Here is a 19,226-nt window from a genome sequence, read left to right as displayed (position 1 = left end):
GCAAGCTGGTGCCTTAGTGACCCACTGCCCAGCGCGCGGTCGACTACGCCTCGTAGCCAGCGCCTATGTCCGCTCCAAGGCTGCACGCAGTTCTCCGGCTGTCGCTACCGGGAGGTCGCATACTGTGCCGCGGCAGACGTAGGCGGCGGGCTCGCCGCCCAGCAAGGGGCGGTCCGCCAGCAGAGGCACCGAATTCGGCGGGCCAGCAAGGATTACCGTGCCGCCGGGGGCGGTGGTGCGCGCCGTGGCAAGCAGTTCGCTTGGGTCACTGGGTGATTCGGTGGCGATGGCGACCTGGAGGGGGCCGCGCAGGGCCGCCTCGGCGACCGTCATCCACTGGCCTGCGGAACGTGGGGCGCGGGCCAGGACGACTGCGCCGCGCTGGAGGGTCTGTTCGGCCAGGGCGAAATAGGGGACGGCTTGGTCGGGTTCGCTGACAGCGGCCGCAGTGAGCAGCGCTTCGGCGAGGGCGGACGCGCCTGCGGGGGTTGCGCCGTCGACGGGATCGCGGGGACGCGTGACCAGGGTTTCCGCGTCATCGGCGGTGTCGAACCAGCTGCCGGGGATGCCGGGGTCGGCGAAGTGCTGGATTGCCGTGTCCAGCAAGCGTTGTGCTTCGTCGAGCCAGTTCAGTTCGCCGGTTGCCTGATGCAAGGCGAGCAGCCCGGTGACGAGCCAGGCGTAGTCCTCGAGCACACCCGGCGATGCCCCAGCGGTGCCGTTCAACGAGGCGCGGCGCACTCGGCCGTCGATCACGTGCTCGGACAACAGGAATCGCGCGCAACGAACCGCGGCGGCGACCCAATCGTCTTCGCCCAGTGCGGCACCGGCTTCGGCCAAGGCGGTGATCGCCATGCCGTTCCATGCGGTGACCACCTTGTCGTCGCGGTCCGGCTGCGGCCGGCCGTCGCGCGACTTGCGGAGGGCAGTGATGATGTGTTCGAGCCGATCGATGTCGGCGGGTGCGGGGTCGGTGTACCGGGTGAGCACCGAGGTGCCCTGCTCGAAGTTCCCCGCGGTAGTCACACCGAAAAACTCTGCGGCCCAGGCACCTTCGATCGGTCCCAGTTCGCCGACGAGTTCGGCAGGCGTCCAGACATAGGTCGCGCCCTCTACTCCAGGCTGACCGGGCTCGAGATGCGTGTCGGCATCGAGGGCCGAGGCGAAGCCACCCTGCTCGGTGCCCAGATCATCAAGCAGGAAGTGAACGGTCTCGCGAGTAACCCGATGGGCCAGCGACTCCGGCAGATCCCTCGGTGCACGCCGCGCCAAATGCCCATAGGCCCGCAGCAATTGGGCATTGTCATACAGCATCTTCTCGAAATGCGGTATCAGCCAGGCAGGATCGACGGAGTAGCGCGCGAACCCACCGCGCAACTGGTCATAGATCCCGCCCCGAGCCATCGCGTCAGTCGTCCGAGTAACCGCCCCGAGCACCGCCGAATCGCCACTGCGCTCCCAACTACGCAGCAACCCCTCCAGCAACGCCGACGGCGGAAACTTCGGCGCCCCACCGAATCCCGCATACTTCGGATCCTCGTCCCGCAGCACCGCCGCGACCGCATGGTCGAGCAGTTCCGCCGTGATCGCCAGATCCGAGTCCGGCAACCCCGCCGCCTGCGCCTGCAACGCCTCGGTCACCTGCCCCGACGCCGTGTGCACCTCATCCCGCCGCTGCACCCAGGTCTCGCTGATCGCGGTCAGCAACTGCGTGAACGACGGCATCCCACCCCGCGCCACCTTCGGGTAGTACGTCCCGCAATAGAACGGCTCCCCCGCCGGCGTCAGGAAGCAGGTCATCGGCCACCCACCCTGCCCCGTCATAGCAACGGTCGCATTCATATAGACCGCATCCAGGTCAGGCCGCTCCTCCCGATCCACCTTGATACAAACGAAGTTCTCGTTCATCAACTCCGCAGTACCCACATCCTCGAACGACTCATGCGCCATCACATGACACCAGTGACACGACGCATACCCGATCGACAACAGAATCGGCACATCCCGCTCCCGCGCCTCCCCCAGCGCCGCAGCACCCCACTCCTGCCAGTGCACCGGATTGTCCGCGTGCTGCCGCAGGTAGGGCGAGGTCGCGTTCCCGAGCCGATTCATGACTCCACCGTCTCACAGTGCCGGTCCGCAGACGATCGGCGGTGACGAACTCATCCGGACCCAGACGTCCGCGGAAAGAGGAAGCTGCTCAATGGACGATATCGACACTCGGAACGACATACTGGATTCGGTCGGTATTGTGCGCCTCTGCTTTAGGGTCGATGACCGTTGCGTCCCCGACCTGTTCAACGAGGTCGACGCCGATCTCGGCCGGCACCGGATAGACCGAATCCGCACCCAGATCGTCGGGCGCTACGGCGATCCCACTCGGCTTCCAGCTCGCGAAAGGAACAGCGCATGGCTCAGCTTCCGATCCGGATCGAGAACATGCCGGACGACTCGGGCTTTCTCGGCATCGTGGACCTCCACGCTTACCCGACGTTCGTGAGCGAGAACTGGACGCTGGAGTCCCTGTTCGAGCATTTCAGGTCAGAAATGGGGCGGCAAACAATGCTGCTCTGGGGAACCGGCAGTGAGGGCAGCTGGCGGATAGACATATCCACCGCACCAGCCGGCCCGCAGTTCCCGATCGCCAGGCAAGCCATCGGCCCCATCACCGTCACCGGTGGTGAGCTACTCGTCGTCAACTACGAGATCCTGACGATGGCCGCCCAATTCGAGGGCGAACGCATAGACCGGCAAAAGGACTGGTACGGCTCCGGCATCGACCTGCCCAACGGCGACTACATATGCACCATCAGTCAGCTCACCGAACCTGAACTACGCAGGATGCACGACGGCCCGGACTTCCATCTCCAACTCGTCCCCGGCGAAACCCAGCCGTGGACCAAGACAGCCTGGTTCGAGCTCTGACGTCGTCAGCCTGCCGATCCGGAGGGTGGAAGCACCGATCCCGGCGCGACGCCGGTGATGGCGGCTCCGGTCATGCTGTCGCCGCCGCGGCAGAGCGGGGTCAACGCCATCGTCGAATGCGGATTGACCACAACACTCATCGGGTTCGTATAGGGAGTAGGAGCGGCCGGTGGCTGGCCGGGCATTGCCGGTATATTGGCCGGGTTGGTCAAGCAGTTGACCACGCCCGACACCACGTACGGTTCGTCGGAGTCGTTGGTGCAGCTGAGGCCTTCGCAGTTCACACCGGGCGCGAACTCCTGCGCGTGCACCACTCCCAAAGTCGTCAGCGAGACCGCCACCAAACCTATGGCCAGCGTCGAAGCCTTGATCTGCACAACATTCATTGCGGCACCTCCTGCCTCGAAAAGCCGGATGTCTGACACACATGACGATGTTGCAAAGTTTCCCGATATGATCGGGTTATCACGGTCCGCGAGAATCTTTTTCGCCGACAAATATACCATCTGCCAGCACAAACACAGCTCGCAATCCTGAACATCATGTGACACCAATGACAGCTCGGATTATCCGCATCCTGCCGCAGTAGGGCGCGGTCAACGTTCCCGGACCGATTCATAACTGGACCGTTTCCGGCGCGAAGCCTTGCCGAAGCGATGAATCGACGCGCAGTCCGCGACGCCGGCGCACGCGGTGACAGGATGGGGGGATGCCACGAATTGCTACTGCCGACAAGGTTGAACAGGCTGCGCTGCTGGAGTTCTTGCGGGAGCGGCATCGCGGGGTTTTGGTCACCAGCCGGGCGGATGGGGCGCCGCAGCTCTCGCCGGTGACCTGCGGGCTCGACGCGGAGGGGCGCATTGTCGTCTCGACCTATCCGAGCCGGGCCAAGACGCGCAACGCCCGCCGCGACCCGCAGGTGTCGATCTGTGTGCTCTCCGACGACTGGAACGGTCCGTACGTGCAGGTCGACGGCCGGGCCGAAGTCCTGGACATGCCGGAGGCGCTCGACGGACTGGTCGACTACTTCCGCGGCATCTCGGGTGAGCACCCCGACTGGGACGAATACCGGACGGCGATGGCCCGCCAGAACAAGTCGCTGATCCGTATCCAGATCGAACGCTGGGGGCCGATCGCCACCGGAGGGTTCCCGCCCGAACAGGCGGAGTAGGTCAGCGCGACGCGCGACGACCTGCCGCCTCGTTCCGCAGGACGAACTTGCCCGGCGTCCCGTTTTCCTTGTCCGCGAAGGCCTTCGACGCCTCCGCGAGCGGGTAGATGGTGGGCTCGGGAAGGCGCAGATCACCGGCCGCGAGGCTGCGGACGAGTCCGGTGAGCTGATCGCGGTTTGGCTCCACGATGAAGTAGACGGCCTTGCCGCTGCGGGGTTTGACCGGCGGCGGGGCCGCGATGGAGACCAGGGTTCCGCCGGGGGCGACGAGGGCGGCGGAACGGGACAGCACGTCGCCGCCGATCATGTCGAAGACCAGATCGATGGAGCCGCTGAAGGTTTCGATGGGCTGCTCGGCCAGATCGACGAAAATCGTTGCGCCGCAGTCCAGCACGGTCTGGCGGTCGACGGCGCGGCCGGTGCCGATCACGTCGGCGCCGGCATTGCGGGCGAGCTGCACGGCCAGCGCGCCCACCGCACCGCCGGCGCCGTGGATCAGCACCCGCTGCCCCGCGGTGAGGCCGCCGTGGCTCATCAACGCCTGCCACGCGGTCAGGCCGGACATCGGCAGGGCGACGGCCTGCACGTGGTCCACTCCTTCGGGCACCAGCGCCAGATCGCGCGCCTCCACCGCGACGTACTCCGCCGCCGCGCCGTCGCGATAGCGGTCGATCATGCCGAAGACCCGATCACCGACGCGCAGGTCGCTGGGATTGGTGCCGAATCCGAGTTCGACGACCACGCCGGAGACATCCCGCGCCGGAACGGCCGGCAGCCGTGCACGTCCGGCGCGATCCACATAGGTTGGCTCCCAATTCAATTCGCCGGGTGTGAAGGCCGCCGCGTGCACTTCGACGACCACATCTCCGACCGCGGGGCGCGGATACGGCGCGGTCTCGACGGTGAGTTCGGCGGCCCGGCCGGGTCGCGACATGCGGGCGGCCCGCATGGTTCTGCTGGTCAACATTGCTCCAGATCGGTTGTGCGGTAATGGATCAGCACGGCGTCAGTCGAGAACCGGGAAGTTCGCGCGGATGATGTTGTGCGGGTCCCGGTTCCGCTTGATCTCCCGCAGTCGCGCAAGCGTGTCCGGGTCGAAGGCCGTCGCGGCGGACTCGCCGGAAGCGAGGAAGGTGTAGGGCTTGACACCGGTGATCCGAGTACCGAGCGCGTCGGTGATCTCGGCGAACCGGGCCCGGATGTCGCCGAGCAGATGCGGCAGCCCGAGGCCGAGCAGATACAGCGCATACGGTTCGGTCACCGCGCCGCGCGCACCGTCACCGGGCGAGTTCTCCGCGAGCGCCTCACCCAAACCGCGGATCTGCACGTTGAGCAGCGGCGCGACCGGCGCGTCGATGAGGGTCTTGACCACCGCGTCGTCGAGTTCGGTGAGCAATTCACCCCGGGAGAGCGACGGGCTGGGGTCGGTGGGTTCGGCGGTGATCTTGCCGATCTCGGCCGGGGTCAGCACACCGCGGGTGTCGGCGATGACGCCATCGATCGTGTCGAGCCGACGAGTCAGGTCCTGTCCCTCGGCGGATTCTCCGAGGTAAGCGAAGTCGATCGAGACACTCGGCGCGATACCGGGAATCTGGTAGCGCTGCAACCACACCGACAACTCCGCCGGCGCGTCGGTAGTGAGTTCGGTGAACGCCTCGAACACCTCGCGCGTGCGCTCGGCCGGCCACGTCACCCGCCCGCCGTAGAGCCGGGGCAGCGCGAACAACTCGAACTCCAGCCCGGTGACGATCCCGAAATCACCACCGCCGCCCCGCACCGCCCAGAACAGATCCGGATCGGAGTCAGCGGTAACCCGCTGCGGACGCCCGGCCGCATCGACGAGTTCGACCGCACGCACCGCATTCGCAGCCCACCCGTACTTGCGCGCGAACCAGCCGAAACCGCCGCCCAGCGTGTATCCGGTCACCCCCACCACCGGATTGCTCCCGGCCAGCCCGGTCAACCCGCACCCGGCCGCCGCAGCCTGCACCTGCCCCCACTGCACACCGCTACCCACTCGCGCCACGCGCTGTCCGGGATCGATGTCGATGGTGTTGAAGTGCTTGGTACGCACCAGAATCGCGCCATCGATACCACCGGTCGCACCGTGACCGGTCGGCTGCGTCACCACCACGCGACCCGACTGTCGCGCATACTCCAGCACCGCCGCCACGTCCTGCGCGTCGGCCACCTCCACCACACCCGCCACGGACTGCGCCACAGCGGTATTCCACGGCTGCGCCGCCCGATCGAACTCGGCATCACCCGGCAGCAGCACACCGCCACGGACCGTGGTCCGCAAGGTCTCGATTGACATTCCCATCCTCATCTTCGTGTGTTCCCTGAGCGGACGACTTCGACGTGGATACACCGACCGCCCGGTCCGGACTCGACAATACGAAGCATGGCGCGCAGGCACTATCGGTAACTTGACCTAAGTCCGCTTGTGGTCTGCTGCACAATCGCCGATGCACACAGCGATGGCCTGGGATCGAACCGGGTTCGGCTCAGTCGAGATCGAGCCGCGCCAGTTCCACGCGGCTCGCGATGCCCAGTTTCGGGAAGGCCCGATAGAGATGGTGCGCGACCGTCTTCGGGCTGAGGAACACCCGCGCACCGATCTCCCGGTTGGTGGCGCCGGCCGCGGCCAGCCGAACCACCTGGAGTTCCTGCGGGGTCAGCGTCGCGGTCAGCGCGGCGGCGGTCTCGGGCAGCGCGCCCTCCCCGGCGGCACGCAGCTCGGCGCGAGCACGGTGCGCCCAGGGTTCGGCGCCGAGGCGATCGAAGGTCTCCATGGCTTTGCGCAGCTGGGTGCGGGCCTCGCCGAGGCGGCGCTCCCGCCGGAGGAACTCGCCGTACACCAGGCCCGTTCGAGCGTGGTCGTACCAGAGACCCGCACCGGCTTGCAGCTTCATCGCGGTCACGTAGGCAGACTCGTCGCCGTGCAGCATCGCCCGGCCGCGCAGCGCGATCGCCTCGGCGAACGGCACCCGCAGCGCGGCCGACCAGTGCTCGATCTCGGCCATCGCCCGCGCCGCGCGATCGGGCCGCCGCAGCCGGGCCGCCGCCTCGACCAGATCGCGCAACAGGTGAATCCAGTGCCCGCGCACCCGATTCGGGATCTGGTAGTGGGCCTCCAACCGGTCCAGCGCCGACTCGTTGCGCCCGTACCCGAGGTCGAGCACCGCGAGCGCCCACTCGCAGTGCGTGACGTCGATGAAGTTGTAGTCACCCGGCGAGCCGCGCAGGTTGCGTTCGGCGAGTTCGCGGCACCGCTGCTCGTCACCGCGGATGGCGGCGATGAGCGCGAGGTTGGCCTCGGCATGCGCCATCCGGCTCGGCTGGCCGATGTCGGTGGCGATCCGCAACGCCTGATTCGAGGCCGTGTCGGCTTCCCGGAGCCGGCCGAGCATCAACTCGGACGTGCCGAGCGACGCGCTGGCGGCGGAAAACCAGCCCAGCATGCCCCGATCGCGGAGATCCGCGACCAGGTCGGTGAGGATGTCGCGTCCGTTGACGACGTCGCCGATGAGCATCGCCTGCGCCGCGAAGGCCAGCTTGAGCGAGGGCAACTCGGCCGGAATGTGCCGGCTGTGGGTCACCGTCTCGCGGATCGAGACGATGGTGGCTTCGAGCTCACCGGAGCACAGCCCGATCACACCATCGAGCGCGGCGAGCATCGGCGCCAACTGGGCGTCGCGCTCGACCAGCTCCGCGAGCTTCTCGCGGGACGACTGCACCTCGGAAAGTTCGCCCATGGTCCAAGAGGCCCTGCTCGCGTCGACCAACATGGTCGCGGCCCGGGTCGGTTCCGTCGCGGCAGCGTCTTGGGCGGCGACCATCAGCAAGTCCCGTGCCTTGCGCAGGGAACCGTATTCGAATTCGATCAAGGCGCGCGCGGCGCCGAGCCTGGCTCGTTCCAGCGGGGCCAGCGGCAGTTGCTCGGCTTCGTGGGCCAGTCGCAGCGCGCGATCGGAACGTCCCGCCTCGGCGGCCCACTCGGCGGCGAGCACCAGCCGGCGCATCCGCGCGGATCGGTCCGCGCTGAGCCGGGCGGCGCGTTCCACCGCGGTCGAAGCGGCCGCGTAGCCGGCGCGTTCGCGCGCGCGTTCGGCGACCGATTCCAGTGCGGCGGCTACGGTTTCGTCCAGGCCGGGGGTGGCGGCCGCGAGATGCCAGGCCCGGCGATCGGGATCGTCGGCCAGTGCGGCCGCGATCGCGGCGTGCACGGCGAGCCGTTCGGTGAACGACGCACTGTGATAGGCGGCCGCGCGTTGCAGCGGGTGCCGGAAGCTGACCGACCGGTCGGCAACGAGCACCAGTCCGGAGCGTTCCGGCTCGGCGAGGGCCGTCGCCGGCAAGCCCAGATCGGCCAGTACTGACAGCACCAGGCCCAGCGCACCGGATTCCTCGGCCGCCACGACCAGCATCGCGGTGCGGGCCGCGGCGGATTGCTCGGCGACCTGCCGCCGATAGCCGGACTCCAGCCGGTCCGGCAACCGCAGCGGGCCGACCGGCAGCGAGTCGAGGTCCATGGTCGGCAATTCGAGTAGCGCCAGCGGATTTCCGCACGCCTCGGCCAGGATCCGCTCGCGCGACTCGATGCTCAGCGCGGGCCAGCGATCGGCGAGCAGCGCACCTGCCGCCGCGGGGTCCAGCGGCGCGGGGCGCAACTGCGGCACCCCCGCCGCGGCGGACTCCGTGCGGCCCGCGAACAACACGACGACACCCTCGGCGTCGAGCCGCCGCGCCGCGAAGCGGAGCGCTTCGACCGAGGCTTGGTCGAGCCACTGGAAATCATCGACCAGGCACAGCACCGGCCCCTGCGCCGACAGCTCGGCGAGCAGCGACAGCGTGGCCAGGCCCACGACGTACGGATCGGCGGGATAGGCGGCCGAGGTCAGGCCGATCGCACTGCACAGCGCATCGCGCTGCGGCTCGGGCAGCGCGTCGATGATCGAGGCGCCGCGGGTGCCCAGGGCCGAGGCCAGCAGGCTCTGCAAACCGGCGAAGAGGAATTCGGATTCGGCCTCGACGCCGGCGCAGCGCAGCACCTGCCAGTCCGGGTCCACCAATTCCGCGGCGCGGTCCAGCAACGCGGTCTTGCCCGCGCCGGGTTCGGCGACCAGTGCCAGCGCGGCGCTGCGACCCTCCCGTGCTGCTGCCAAAAGTGTGCTGATCTGCCGTTCTTCACCCATGCGGCCGTACAGCATGGCAACTAACCTAGGCTTTCTGGAACGAATCAGCAAAATGGCAACGATGCGGTGAAGTTGCCACAATCCGGTGCCGGCCGCCGAACTGGTCGTCAGTCCGGGATCAACCGCGCCGACCCGTTCAATTCCACTCGGACCAGACCGGCGGCGGGCCGACGACGGTGACCCCGTAGCTGCCGAGCAAGTCCAGCTGCTTGTCGTGTTCCCTGGCCTCGGCCGCGCCGACGCCCTGGAAGTAGCCTTCGATCGCACCCGGCGTATTACCGACCAGGACCTCGCTCTCCTCGGTGATGGTCTGGAAGGTGTGCGGAATGTTGCGCGGGCCGTAGACGAAAGCGCCGGGACCCGCCTCGCTGACGGCGCATTCCGTCAAGGAGTATCCACCGATCCAGAACCGGACCCGCCCGGACAGGATGACCCAGAACTCGTCTTCCCTGGTGTGGAAGTGCAGCGGCGGCGCCCCTGCGGGAAACACCTTGGCCCGCATCACAGTCAGTGCACTCGCGGTTTCCTGCTCCGAGAGCACCTGCTCGAAACCGCCGTCGTAGTACCGAACCTGCGGTTGAGTCCAGGGTGCCCGGACGCCCACGGGACCTGCGTAACTCATTGCGATGTCCTCTCTGTACGGGTGGGACCGCTATGTCGTCCCCCGTACCAAGAGAACCGCAACCACCGTCAGCGACGGATCACTGTCCGATAACCATCGATCGCGGCCATACCTCAGGGGGTGAAGGTCTGTAGGTGGTCGACGGTGACGAACTTGCTGGCAGGACTGGCTTGCGCGACCGCCTTGCGCAGCGCCTCGAGACCACCCCAGTCGCGGGCGGGTTCGGCGAGCGGGTAGTCGAAATCGTCCCAGTGCGTGGGGATTACGTAGCGCGGATGGCCGGTGACGCGCAGCAATCGCGCGACGTAGTCGGTGATCTTGCCGCCGCCCGCGGGCAACAGCAGCACGTCCGGGTGCAGGCCGGCCAGCTCGGACTCGATGTAGTTGGAGCCGCCGAAGTTCAGCACGCTCACGCCGCCGCCACTCACCTCGTAAGCGAGCGTGCCGCCCTCGACCAGATCGCGAATCACCTTGGGCTCCGGCAACTTTCCCGCGCCGAGCCCGGGGCGGGTGCCGGCGAAGGCCACCTCGGCCCGCGCGCCGGAGACCGAATGCAGTGAGCGCAGTGCGCGAACCGTGTAGCCGTCGAAGCGCAATTGCTCGCCGCCGGTGGTGATCGAGAGTTGCTCTTCCGGTGCGCCGAGCGCGGCCAGCAGGTTGAGGTGGGTCTCGGTGCCGAGCACCGTCGCGCCGGTCTTCTTCGCCAGGTACGGCACATCGGTGAGGTGGTCGTAGTGACCGTGGGTGACCAGGATGTGGTCGGCGCGCAGTTCACCGCTGTCCACGTAGCGGTCGATCAGGGCGGTGTCGACGGTGATCGGAGTGTCCGGGTCGGCGCCCGCGGCGGTATAGGTTCCGGTATGGAACCTGGTCAGCCAGGGGTCGATCAGCACCGTCTTGCCGCCGGGCAACCGGACTTCCCAGCTGTTGTTGCCCCACCAGCGCAGGGTCATCCCGCCGGGTGCGGGAGCGGGGGCATCGGCCGCCGGTTTCGCGGATTCCGTTCCGCCACATGCCACTACACCCGCGAGCACCGCCGCGCCCGCGGTCACCCCGAAGAATTTCCGCCGTCCGAAACCTGTCATGCAGGCACCCCAGCACAGCAACGATCCCGCTGTCCAAGACCGGCGCGACCGCTCGGCGATATCGAAACCGATATCGTCGCAGCGTGGACATGCTGCGACAGCTGCGGTACTTCGTTGCCGTGGCCGAAGAACTTCATTTCGGGCGGGCCGCCGAACGCCTCGGCATCGCCCAGCCGCCGCTGAGTCAGCGCATTCGCAAACTCGAAAACGACCTCGGCGCCCGGCTGTTCGACCGGGACAGCCGCCGGGTCGAGCTGACCGAGGCGGGCCAGATCCTGCTCGCCGAGTCCCGCGATCTGCTCGCCCGCTGGGAGCGCGCGACCTCGCTGGTCGGCAAGGCGCATCGGGGCGAGATGGACGCGTTGCGCGTCGGCGTGCCACCCGAACTGGCGGGACGGGTGCTCGCCGCCATCCTCACCGCGTTCGAGAGCCGCGAGGTGCGGGTGGATCTACAGGAACTGACCACCGCCGAGCAGATCCGCCTGCTGGCCGACCGGCAGCTCGACGCGGGACTGCTGCAACATCCGGTCGATGTCGTCGGCCTGGAACTGGGTCCCGCCGTGGACACTCCCGTCGGCGTGGTCCTCCCCCGCGATTCCGCACTGGCCGTGCGCTCTTCGCTCACCCTCGCCGATCTGGCCGGACTCGGATTGGTGATCTTCCCCCGTGCCGCCGCGCCCGGACTCTACGACGCGACCCTGCGCACCTGCTGGGAGCACGGCTTCAAACCCACGCGCGTCCAGCACGCCCGCAACCCCGAATTCGTGCTCGGCATGGTGCTTTCCGGCCGCGGCGTCGCCTTCGATCAGGGCATGGTGGCCCAGAAGGAACCGCGGGTCGTCTGGCGGCCGCTCCCGGAAGGCACGTTGAACTGGCGGCTGTCTCTCGCCTGGCCGGCCCACGCGCCGCATCCGCTGGTGGCCGAACTCGCCGAGCTGATCGTGCGAGTTGTGCAGGGCGACGGCACATCTCGGCCCGCGGCGATTCAGGCGGCGCCGCACCGACCGTGGAATGTGGTGTACGGCAGGCCGTGATCGATGCGGCCGATCGCGTGCGCGGCGACGGCGCCGATCGCGCGATCCACCTCGGGCAGCCGTTGCGCGAGCGACTCAACCCTGGTGAATACCGCTACGGCATAACGACTTCCGTCCGGATACTCCAGCACACCGATCTCGTTGCGCACTCCGGGCAGGGTGCCGGTCTTGGCCCACACCTGCACTTCCGGCGGGAACGCCCCCGCGAGCCGATGCCAATTCACTTGCCGGCGCATGAGATCGCGCACCCAGCCGCATGCCTCGGCGGGCCCCGCGAGATCCTGACCGATGAGCGTGAGCAACCGGGTCATCTCCCGCGGCGTGCTCGCGGTTGTCCGCAGCGGGTCCAGCGCCCGGGTGCCGAGAATCTCCGCGGCGGTGAGCGCCGGAAACCGCGCGGCGAACTCGGCGGCATCCCGCGCGCCGATATCGTCCGCCATGCTCTGCACGATGTGCCGCGGCGCGCCGACAATGCGGGTGGCGTCGAGGCCGAGTTCACGCACCAGCGAACGCACGTTGTCGATACCGACCCGATCGAACAGCAGATCGGCAGCGGTGTTGTCGCTCACTGTGAGCGCGAAGAACGCCGCATCGCGCAGGCTCAGCTCGACATCGTCGTGACAGCCCGCCGTGCCGACCCCGCCGAGCCGATCCGCACCCCCGGCCCGCACCCGATCGGCCGGATCCACCTGCCCCGCCGCGACCTGCCGGGCGAACTCCAGCACCAGCGGCACCTTCACCACCGAGGCGAGCACCACCGGCTCGTCGGCACCCGACCCGGCCTCCGCACCACAGTCGAAACACCGCGCATGCACCCAGCCCCGCACCCCCGCGTCCCGAAAGATCTCGTCCACGCCTCCACGCTGCCACAGGGATCGACGCTTGACTCTCCCGGTGCTGGAGCCTCCAGGCTCGCGGCATGAAGCTCGACCTGGCCAAAACCGACAAGCACTACTACCACGCACCCACCGAGCCGACGCTGCGCACGTTCGACACCTACGCGTACGTGACGGTCACCGGTTCCGGCGCTCCGGCGAGCCCGGAGTGCCTCGCGGCGATCGAGTCGCTGTACCGAACGGCCTACGGCGCGAAGAGGATTGCCAAGGTCGCCGGCCACGACTTCGTGGTACCGAAGCTGGAGGGCCTGTGGTGGGTCGACTCCGACGAGCCGCCGCTGACGGTGCCGCGTGAGCAGTGGCACTGGAAGCTGATGCTGCGCATGCCGGAGTTCGTCACCGCGGCCATGGTGCCCGGGGCAACCTACGAGCAGATCACCGAGGGCGACGCCGTTCAAGCGCTGCACATCGGTCCCTACGCGACCGAACCGGAGACCCTGGCCAGGATGGACGCGTTCATGAACGCCGAGGGGTTGACGATGAACGGACGCCATCACGAGATCTATCTGTCCGACCCGCGCAGAGCGCCGGCCGCGAAGACGAAGACCATCCTGCGCCACCCGGTCCGCCGGGTCACCGAAAAATAGGATGCGCCGGTCGAATTCGACCGGATACAGTTCGCAAGCGCCCGGTACACGGGGCAACGGTGGAATGGAATCCGTTGCCCATTCAGAACTCCGGCGCGCACGGACACGCACCCACGGTGCGCGGTGCCCGTTTCTTTTCGGGTGCCCGAAATCGGTGGGCGCGGAGGAAATCGAGCCGATATACCTGCATCTTATGGAAAGGGCGTATTTGCCATGCGCAAATTCACCATCGCACGTCCGAAAGACGACGCAGCCCGGGATATCAGCGCGGCGACGTCATCGGTACATGCCGAACAGCATGCCTTGCACCGCAACCACGGTGGCCGGCTCGCCTACGAGCAGGCCGCGGCGCGCGAGCTGCTGCTTCTCGCGGCCTCGACCGTGGTACGGATCCGGTAGCGCGCTACGGGGTCCGCGCCAGCACTTCCCGGCCGACGTAGCCGAGCAACCGGCGATGACCGGGCTCGTCCGCCTCGACGAAGACCTCGGCGTCGAAGATGCCGGGGGCGCGGAACCGGTCGATGCCGCCACCGGCCTGCATGGTGGCGAGAAGTTCGCCACACAACTCGTCGTCGGCCAGGTCCGGCCTGCCGATGGCGACCGCGAGATCGACACCGTGCACAACCAATTCGGTGAGGTGCACAAGGGCCGCCGTCGCGGCGGGCAGCTCGCCCAGCGGTATGTGCACGGTGTACTCGAGCGCGTCGGGCCGATGCCAGGCCGCTCGATCCACCTCCGCCGCCGCCGCGTACGCGCCCTGCGGATCGCCGCCGAGCCAATCGGATTCATGATCGGCGCCGGAATCCGTGCCGCTCAACGCGGCCGCGAAGATGTGCATGTTGCCCACCATGTGGTTCAACACGGTACGCACATCCCACTCCCGGCAGGGCGTCGGCGCGGTCATGGAGCTGTCGTCCAAAGCCGCGACGATCACGCTCGTCGCATCGAGTGCACGGTCGATCTGTCCGATCACGTTGTCCATGAGCTTCCTTCGGTCGAGCGGTCTGGCTGAATTGGTAACACAGGCGGGCGACATACGGAGGCCGTTGCGAAAGCTGCTCGCGGCGAATTAGGTTGCCAGCAGTGTGCTTCTCGGTGGCCGTGGGATTAAGCGGCTGTGCTAGCCGAATACATCTCGCTACAGTGTGCAATGCGCCCGGTGCGCATGCAACGGCCGCCACACAACGTTTGAAAACTGTTGTGTCAGCGGCGTTGTGACCGTAGAGCGGGCTATGCAGTGATGTGAAGCCGACAACCGGTTTCGATTAAGCTACAGCTGTAGCGATTTCGTTATCCAGTTCAGGTCTTGTTTAAACCTGTTACCCCGGCCGAAATTCGGACATTCACTCATTCACCTGGCCATCCGGCCGGCAATGCCGCACTGTCGCCTACCATCCGGACCCATGCGCATCGACCTCTGCACACTCGTCGTCGAGGACTACGACCCGGCGATCGCTTTCTTCACCGAGGCGCTCGGATTCGACCTGATCGAGGACTCTCCCGCGCAGACGAACGACGGCCGCCCGAAACGCTGGGTCGTCGTCCGCCCGCCCGGCGCCCAGACCGGCCTGCTGCTGGCTCGCGCGGACGGCGCCGTGCAGTCCGCGGCGGTCGGGCACCAGACAGCGGGCAGAGTCGGATTCTTTCTCCAGGTAGACGATTTCGACGCCGCGTTCCACCGGATGGTGGCGCGCGGCGTCGAATTCGTCACGGTGCCAAGGCAAGAGCCTTACGGACGGGTCGCGGTATTTCTCGATATCGCGGGCAATCGCTGGGACCTACTGGGCCCCAACTGATCCGAGCGTCAGGTCTTTTCGACGCGACCGTCCGGCTCGGCCTCGTCCGGCCGGGTGGTGATGCCGCGCTCGGTTCCCTCGTCGGCCTCCTGATCCGGTTCCGGGTGTTCCGGCTCGAAGGTCGCGGGCAGCTTCTTGAGGTGCTTGTTCATCGAGCGAACCAGCAGCACGGTGCCCGCGAGCAGGATCAGGATGATGACCAGGCCGAGCGGGGACGCCTTGCCGAACTCCGGCCCGGTGGGCGTGCCACCGGGCGCCTGGGCGAGCAGAACCAGCATCACCGGTGCTCGTCCTCGATGCCGGCGAACAGGTCGGTCTCCGGCAGCGCCGTCTTGACCCTGGTCTTGGCCAGCTCGAACTCCTCGGTCGGCCAGAGCCGCTGCTGCAGTTCCAGCGGGATGGCGAAGAACGCGCCGTTGGGGTCGATCTGGGTGGCGTGCGCGCGCAGGGCGTCGTCGCGCTGCGGGAAGTACTTGGCGCAGTCGATCTGCGTAGTGACCCGGGAGAACACGTCGCCGCGCTCCGGGACGTACTTGCGCATCCGGTCCAGCCACTCCTGCAACGGGAACGGCTCACCCATCCGCTCGTACTCCTCGGCGAACACTTCCATCCGCCGGGCGGTGAAACCGTGGTCGTAGTACAGCTTCAGCGGCGTCCACGGCGCACCCGCGTCGGGGAACTGCTCCGGATCGCCGGCCGCCTCGTAGGCGGCGACCGATACCTCATGGCAGCGGATGTGGTCCGGGTGCGGGTAGCCGCCCAGCTCGTCGTAGGTGGTCATCACGTGCGGGCGGAACTCGCGCACCACCCGGACGAGCGCCTCGGTGGCCTCCGCCAGCGGCACCACCGCGAAGCTGCCCTCGGGCAGCGGCGGCAGCGGATCGCCCTCCGGCAGACCGGAATCGACGAAGCCGAGCCAGTGCTGGCGCACGCCGAGCGCCCGCGCCGCGGCGGCCATCTCCTCGCGCCGGATCTCGTTGATCCGGTCCAGGACACCGGGGGTGTCCATCGCGGGGTTCAGGATGCTGCCACGTTCGCCGCCGGTCAACGTCACGATGAGGACGTCGTGTCCCTCGTCGGCGTACCGGGCGGTCGTCGCGGCACCCTTACTGGATTCGTCGTCGGGGTGGGCATGCACCGCCATGAGGCGAAGGCCACTCACGTCTCGTTCACCATCGCTCTCGCTCGCGGGTGTCTGGTCTTCGTTCCCTATAGTTCCATTCGACCGACTTTTGTTCCGACGTACCCCCCGGGAGCGACCTTGTGACCGATCGAAGCGACGCCCCGGCTCCCGCCGCGCCCCAAAGGCCGACCGACCGGTATGGAACCCGGCCGCCGGTGCAGCGCCGCTGGCTGCCGCTGGTCCTCGGCGTCGTCGTGGTGCTGCTCGGCTGCGGCGTGGCCTTCGTGGGCTACCAGAAGTACGGCCCCAAGGACCTGGAGTCCGAGCAGCTCGGCTACACCGTGGTCGACGATTCGACGATGACCATCCGGATCAAGGTCACCCGCAAAGATCCCGCACAACCCGCCGTCTGCTTCGTCCGCGCGATGGCCCGCGACAGCGTCGAGGTGGGCCGCCGCGAGGTGCTGATCGAGCCGTCTACCAGCGGCACGATCGAACAGACCACCACGGTCAAGACCTCGTCAAGACCGGCGTCGAGCAGTATCTACGGTTGCAGCTCGCAGGTCCCCAGCTACCTCCGAGCAGGGTGATTTGCCGCTTTTGCCGCAGCAATTGTCCTCGAAATTAACTCCGACCTGCACGTTTGTGATTCATGCTAAAATGGCCTGATACACGGTTCCGGGGTTCGGAGCCGTGTTTGCTGCATTGGCGGCCAGCGCTATCTGTTCCGGATTACGAGCTTTGCCCGGAACCAGGGTCTGTCGGGGTTCGATGAACTTCCCAGGATCGCTCTAGCCGTCGACTGGTGCGTGCCCGCCCCACGGGTGGGTACCGCGGCAGTTATCAGGGAATCCCGGCCTGCCGGGAACAACTACTAGGGAGTGATCGAGATGACTGAGACGCAAGTGACTTGGCTGACCCCGGAGTCGCACGACAGGCTCAAGGGCGAACTCGATGCGCTCATTGCCAATCGTCCCGTTATCGCTGCCGAGATCAACGAACGCCGTGAAGAGGGCGACCTCAAGGAGAACGGCGGATACCACGCCGCGCGCGAGGAGCAGGGCCAGCAGGAGGCGCGCATCCGCCAGCTGCAGGAGCTGCTGAACAACGCGAAGGTCGGCGTCGCGCCGACCAAGTCCGGTGTCGCGCTCCCCGGTTCGGTCGTCAAGGTCTACTACGACGGCGACGAGTCCGACACCGAAACCTTCCTCATCGCCACCCGCGAAGAGGGCCTGAACGACTCCAAGCTGGAGACCTACTCGCCGGCTTCCCCGCTCGGCGGCGCGCTCATCGACGCCAAGGTCGGCGACACCCGGGAGTACACTCTGCCCAACGGCAAGACGATGAAGGTCACCCTGGTCAGCGCGGAGCCCTACCACAGCTGACCCGTCCGGCCGCGGTGTCGCGTAGCCACGCGCTGCGCGCCCCGGCCGACCTGTTCCCCTGAGACACGAACGGCCGCACCCGAATCCCCGGTGCGGCCGTTTCGTCATTCTGCGGACCCTAGCTCAGCGCCTGTTCGAGGTCGGCGAGCAGGTCGGCGGCATCCTCGATGCCGACCGAGAGCCGCACCAGATCCGCGGGCACCTCGAGCACGGAGCCCTCGGTGGACGCGTGCGTCATCGCGGCCGGGTGCTCGATCAGCGATTCCACCCCGCCCAGCGACTCGGCGAGGGTGAAAACCTTGGTGCGCGAGCAGAGATCGCGGGCCGCGTCCGGGCCGCCGTGCAGCCGCACCGAGATCATGCCGCCGAAGCGGCGCATCTGCTTCGCGGCGACCGCGTGGCCCGGGTGCTCCGGCAGGCCCGGGTAGATCACCTGGGCGATGGCCGGGTGCCGGGTCAGGAACTCGGCCAGGGTCTCGGCGTTGTCGCAGTGCCGATCCATCCGCACCGCGAGGGTCTTGGTGCCGCGCAGGGTGAGGAAGGCGTCGAACGGGCCGGGCACCGCGCCCGCGCCGTTCTGCAGGAACGCGAACGCCGCGTCGAGTTCGGGATCGTTGGTGATCAGCGCGCCGCCGACCACGTCGGAGTGCCCGCCCAGGTACTTGGTGGTCGAGTGGGTGACGATGTCGGCGCCGAGCAGCAGCGGCTGCTGCAGGTACGGGGTGGCGAAGGTGTTGTCCACCACCAGCTTCGCGCCCGCGCCGTGCGCGATGTCGGCCAGCGCCGGGATGTCGCCGATGCTCAGCAGCGGGTTGGTCGGGGTCTCGACCCATACCAGCTTGGTGTTCGGCCGGATCGCCGCGCGCATCTCGTCCACGTCGAACACGTGGGCCGGCGAGTGCTCGATGCCCCACTGGCTGAACACCTTGTCGATCAGCCGGAAGGTGCCGCCGTACGCGTCGTCCGGGATGACGATGTGGTCACCGGGACGCAACGTGGCGCGAATGGCACAGTCGGTGGCGGCCATGCCGGACGCGAATGCCCGGCCGTAGGTGCCGGATTCGAGCGCGGCGAGGTTCGCTTCCAGCGCGGACCGGGTCGGGTTGCCGGTGCGCGCGTACTCGAAACCGCCGCGCAGGCCACCGACCCCGTCCTGGGCGAACGTCGAACTCGCGTAGATGGGCACGTTGACCGCGCCGGTCTGCGGATCGGGATCGAATCCTGCATGCACGGCCCTAGTGGAGAACCCCAGATCACTCATGGCCTCAGCCTAATCAGGGGCGATTTCCGGGCAACCCCCTGGTCGGGTCAGATCGACGTTCTGCGGACGAATCCGGGCTGACACCGATCTAGTTACGCAGATAGGGCGAGTAGACCGGAAATTTTCTCATGAGAACCTCACCA

General features: G+C 67.6%; 21 protein-coding genes. 8 read left to right on the top strand and 13 right to left on the bottom strand.

The features are described 5' to 3' along the window. Positions 1-63: 63 nt before the first annotated feature. Both F3087_RS13340 and F3087_RS47105 read right to left on the bottom strand, forming a co-directional pair. The gene (locus F3087_RS13340) at positions 64-2,112 is read right to left on the bottom strand and encodes a thioredoxin domain-containing protein (protein WP_150402226.1); all 2,049 of its coding nucleotides are present in this window, start codon (positions 2,110-2,112) and stop codon (positions 64-66) included. A gap of 88 nt (positions 2,113-2,200) precedes the next feature. After that, positions 2,201-2,329 (bottom strand): hypothetical protein, encoded by a 129-nt coding sequence (locus F3087_RS47105; protein WP_263407207.1) that lies wholly within the window; start codon positions 2,327-2,329, stop codon positions 2,201-2,203. A gap of 80 nt (positions 2,330-2,409) precedes the next feature. On the opposite strand from F3087_RS47105, the gene F3087_RS13335 reads away from it, so the two are divergent. After that, entirely contained in the window at positions 2,410-2,925 is a 516-nt protein-coding gene (locus F3087_RS13335) for a hypothetical protein (protein ID WP_150402225.1), read from the top strand. A 5-nt stretch (positions 2,926-2,930) separates the two neighbouring features. Here the strand turns inward: F3087_RS13335 and F3087_RS13330 are convergent, their stop codons facing one another. Next, the gene (locus tag F3087_RS13330) at positions 2,931-3,311 is read right to left on the bottom strand and encodes a hypothetical protein (RefSeq protein ID WP_150402224.1); all 381 of its coding nucleotides are present in this window, start codon (positions 3,309-3,311) and stop codon (positions 2,931-2,933) included. 323 nt (positions 3,312-3,634) lie between these two features. Between F3087_RS13330 and F3087_RS13325 the strand changes: the two genes are divergently transcribed. Beyond that, the gene (locus F3087_RS13325; RefSeq protein ID WP_150402223.1) at positions 3,635-4,096 is read left to right on the top strand and encodes a PPOX class F420-dependent oxidoreductase; all 462 of its coding nucleotides are present in this window, start codon (positions 3,635-3,637) and stop codon (positions 4,094-4,096) included. 1 nt (position 4,097) lies between these two features. On the opposite strand, the gene F3087_RS13320 is transcribed toward F3087_RS13325, so the two are convergent. The 5 genes from F3087_RS13320 to F3087_RS13300 form a co-directional block, all read right to left on the bottom strand. After that, positions 4,098-5,045, bottom strand: a complete 948-nt coding sequence (locus F3087_RS13320; protein ID WP_150402838.1) for an NADP-dependent oxidoreductase — start codon at positions 5,043-5,045, stop codon at positions 4,098-4,100. A 57-nt stretch (positions 5,046-5,102) separates the two neighbouring features. Further along, positions 5,103-6,413, bottom strand: coding sequence for an FAD-binding oxidoreductase (locus F3087_RS13315; RefSeq protein ID WP_191093944.1), 1,311 nt, complete (start codon positions 6,411-6,413; stop codon positions 5,103-5,105). 190 nt (positions 6,414-6,603) lie between these two features. After that, positions 6,604-9,309 carry a helix-turn-helix transcriptional regulator gene (locus tag F3087_RS13310; RefSeq protein WP_150402221.1) on the bottom strand — a complete coding sequence of 902 codons (2,706 nt, stop codon included), beginning with the start codon at positions 9,307-9,309 and terminating at the stop codon, positions 6,604-6,606. 121 nt (positions 9,310-9,430) lie between these two features. Then, complete coding sequence (locus F3087_RS13305) at positions 9,431-9,916, bottom strand: cupin domain-containing protein (protein WP_150402220.1); 486 nt, start codon at positions 9,914-9,916, stop codon at positions 9,431-9,433. Positions 9,917-10,029: 113 nt separating this feature from the next. Continuing rightward, positions 10,030-11,001, bottom strand: a complete 972-nt coding sequence (locus tag F3087_RS13300; RefSeq protein WP_150402219.1) for an MBL fold metallo-hydrolase — start codon at positions 10,999-11,001, stop codon at positions 10,030-10,032. A gap of 89 nt (positions 11,002-11,090) precedes the next feature. Here F3087_RS13300 and F3087_RS13295 point away from each other — a divergent pair, with 89 nt between their 5' ends. Next, complete coding sequence (locus tag F3087_RS13295; RefSeq protein WP_223885121.1) at positions 11,091-12,035, top strand: LysR substrate-binding domain-containing protein; 945 nt, start codon at positions 11,091-11,093, stop codon at positions 12,033-12,035. Here the strand turns inward: F3087_RS13295 and F3087_RS13290 are convergent. After that, positions 11,987-12,889: a serine hydrolase gene (locus tag F3087_RS13290; protein WP_150402217.1), complete on the bottom strand. Its 903-nt coding sequence runs from the start codon at positions 12,887-12,889 to the stop codon at positions 11,987-11,989. The two genes, F3087_RS13295 and F3087_RS13290, sit on opposite strands and share 49 nt — an antisense overlap. Positions 12,890-12,954: 65 nt before the next feature. On the opposite strand from F3087_RS13290, the gene F3087_RS13285 reads away from it, so the two are divergent. Together F3087_RS13285 and F3087_RS13280 are read left to right on the top strand one after the other, a co-directional pair. Continuing rightward, positions 12,955-13,518, top strand: coding sequence for a GyrI-like domain-containing protein (locus tag F3087_RS13285; protein ID WP_150402216.1), 564 nt, complete (start codon positions 12,955-12,957; stop codon positions 13,516-13,518). Positions 13,519-13,731: 213 nt separating this feature from the next. Continuing rightward, positions 13,732-13,917, top strand: a complete 186-nt coding sequence (locus F3087_RS13280) for a hypothetical protein (RefSeq protein ID WP_150402215.1) — start codon at positions 13,732-13,734, stop codon at positions 13,915-13,917. Positions 13,918-13,921: 4 nt separating this feature from the next. Here F3087_RS13280 and F3087_RS13275 read toward each other — a convergent pair whose 3' ends face one another. Next, a complete protein-coding gene (locus F3087_RS13275; protein ID WP_150402214.1) occupies positions 13,922-14,500 on the bottom strand; it encodes a TIGR03086 family metal-binding protein in 579 nt (192 codons plus the stop codon). A 421-nt stretch (positions 14,501-14,921) separates the two neighbouring features. Here F3087_RS13275 and F3087_RS13270 point away from each other — a divergent pair, with 421 nt between their 5' ends. Then, positions 14,922-15,314 carry a VOC family protein gene (locus F3087_RS13270; protein WP_150402213.1) on the top strand — a complete coding sequence of 131 codons (393 nt, stop codon included), beginning with the start codon at positions 14,922-14,924 and terminating at the stop codon, positions 15,312-15,314. A gap of 8 nt (positions 15,315-15,322) precedes the next feature. Here the strand turns inward: F3087_RS13270 and F3087_RS13265 are convergent, their stop codons facing one another. Together F3087_RS13265 and mca are read right to left on the bottom strand one after the other, a co-directional pair. Then, on the bottom strand, positions 15,323-15,592 hold the full coding sequence (locus tag F3087_RS13265; protein ID WP_150402837.1) for a hypothetical protein: 270 nt from the start codon (positions 15,590-15,592) through the stop codon (positions 15,323-15,325). After that, a complete protein-coding gene (mca, locus tag F3087_RS13260; protein ID WP_150402836.1) occupies positions 15,592-16,458 on the bottom strand; it encodes a mycothiol conjugate amidase Mca in 867 nt (288 codons plus the stop codon). Before mca ends, F3087_RS13265 begins: the two co-directional genes overlap by 1 nt. 119 nt (positions 16,459-16,577) lie before the next feature. Between mca and F3087_RS13255 the strand changes: the two genes are divergently transcribed. Both F3087_RS13255 and greA read left to right on the top strand, forming a co-directional pair. Then, positions 16,578-17,027 (top strand): DUF4307 domain-containing protein, encoded by a 450-nt coding sequence (locus tag F3087_RS13255; protein WP_150402212.1) that lies wholly within the window; start codon positions 16,578-16,580, stop codon positions 17,025-17,027. 300 nt (positions 17,028-17,327) lie between these two features. Then, positions 17,328-17,822, top strand: coding sequence for a transcription elongation factor GreA (gene greA / locus F3087_RS13250; protein ID WP_040738717.1), 495 nt, complete (start codon positions 17,328-17,330; stop codon positions 17,820-17,822). A gap of 118 nt (positions 17,823-17,940) precedes the next feature. Here greA and F3087_RS13245 read toward each other — a convergent pair whose 3' ends face one another. Further along, a complete protein-coding gene (locus F3087_RS13245) occupies positions 17,941-19,083 on the bottom strand; it encodes a cystathionine gamma-synthase (RefSeq protein ID WP_150402211.1) in 1,143 nt (380 codons plus the stop codon). Between the last annotated feature and the right edge of the window lie 143 nt (positions 19,084-19,226).

Source organism: Nocardia colli (assembly GCF_008704205.1).
GTDB classification, from domain to species: Bacteria; Actinomycetota; Actinomycetes; order Mycobacteriales; family Mycobacteriaceae; genus Nocardia; species Nocardia colli.
The sequence above is the reverse complement of the archived record's forward strand: the minus strand, read 5'-3'. Positions and strand labels throughout refer to the sequence as shown.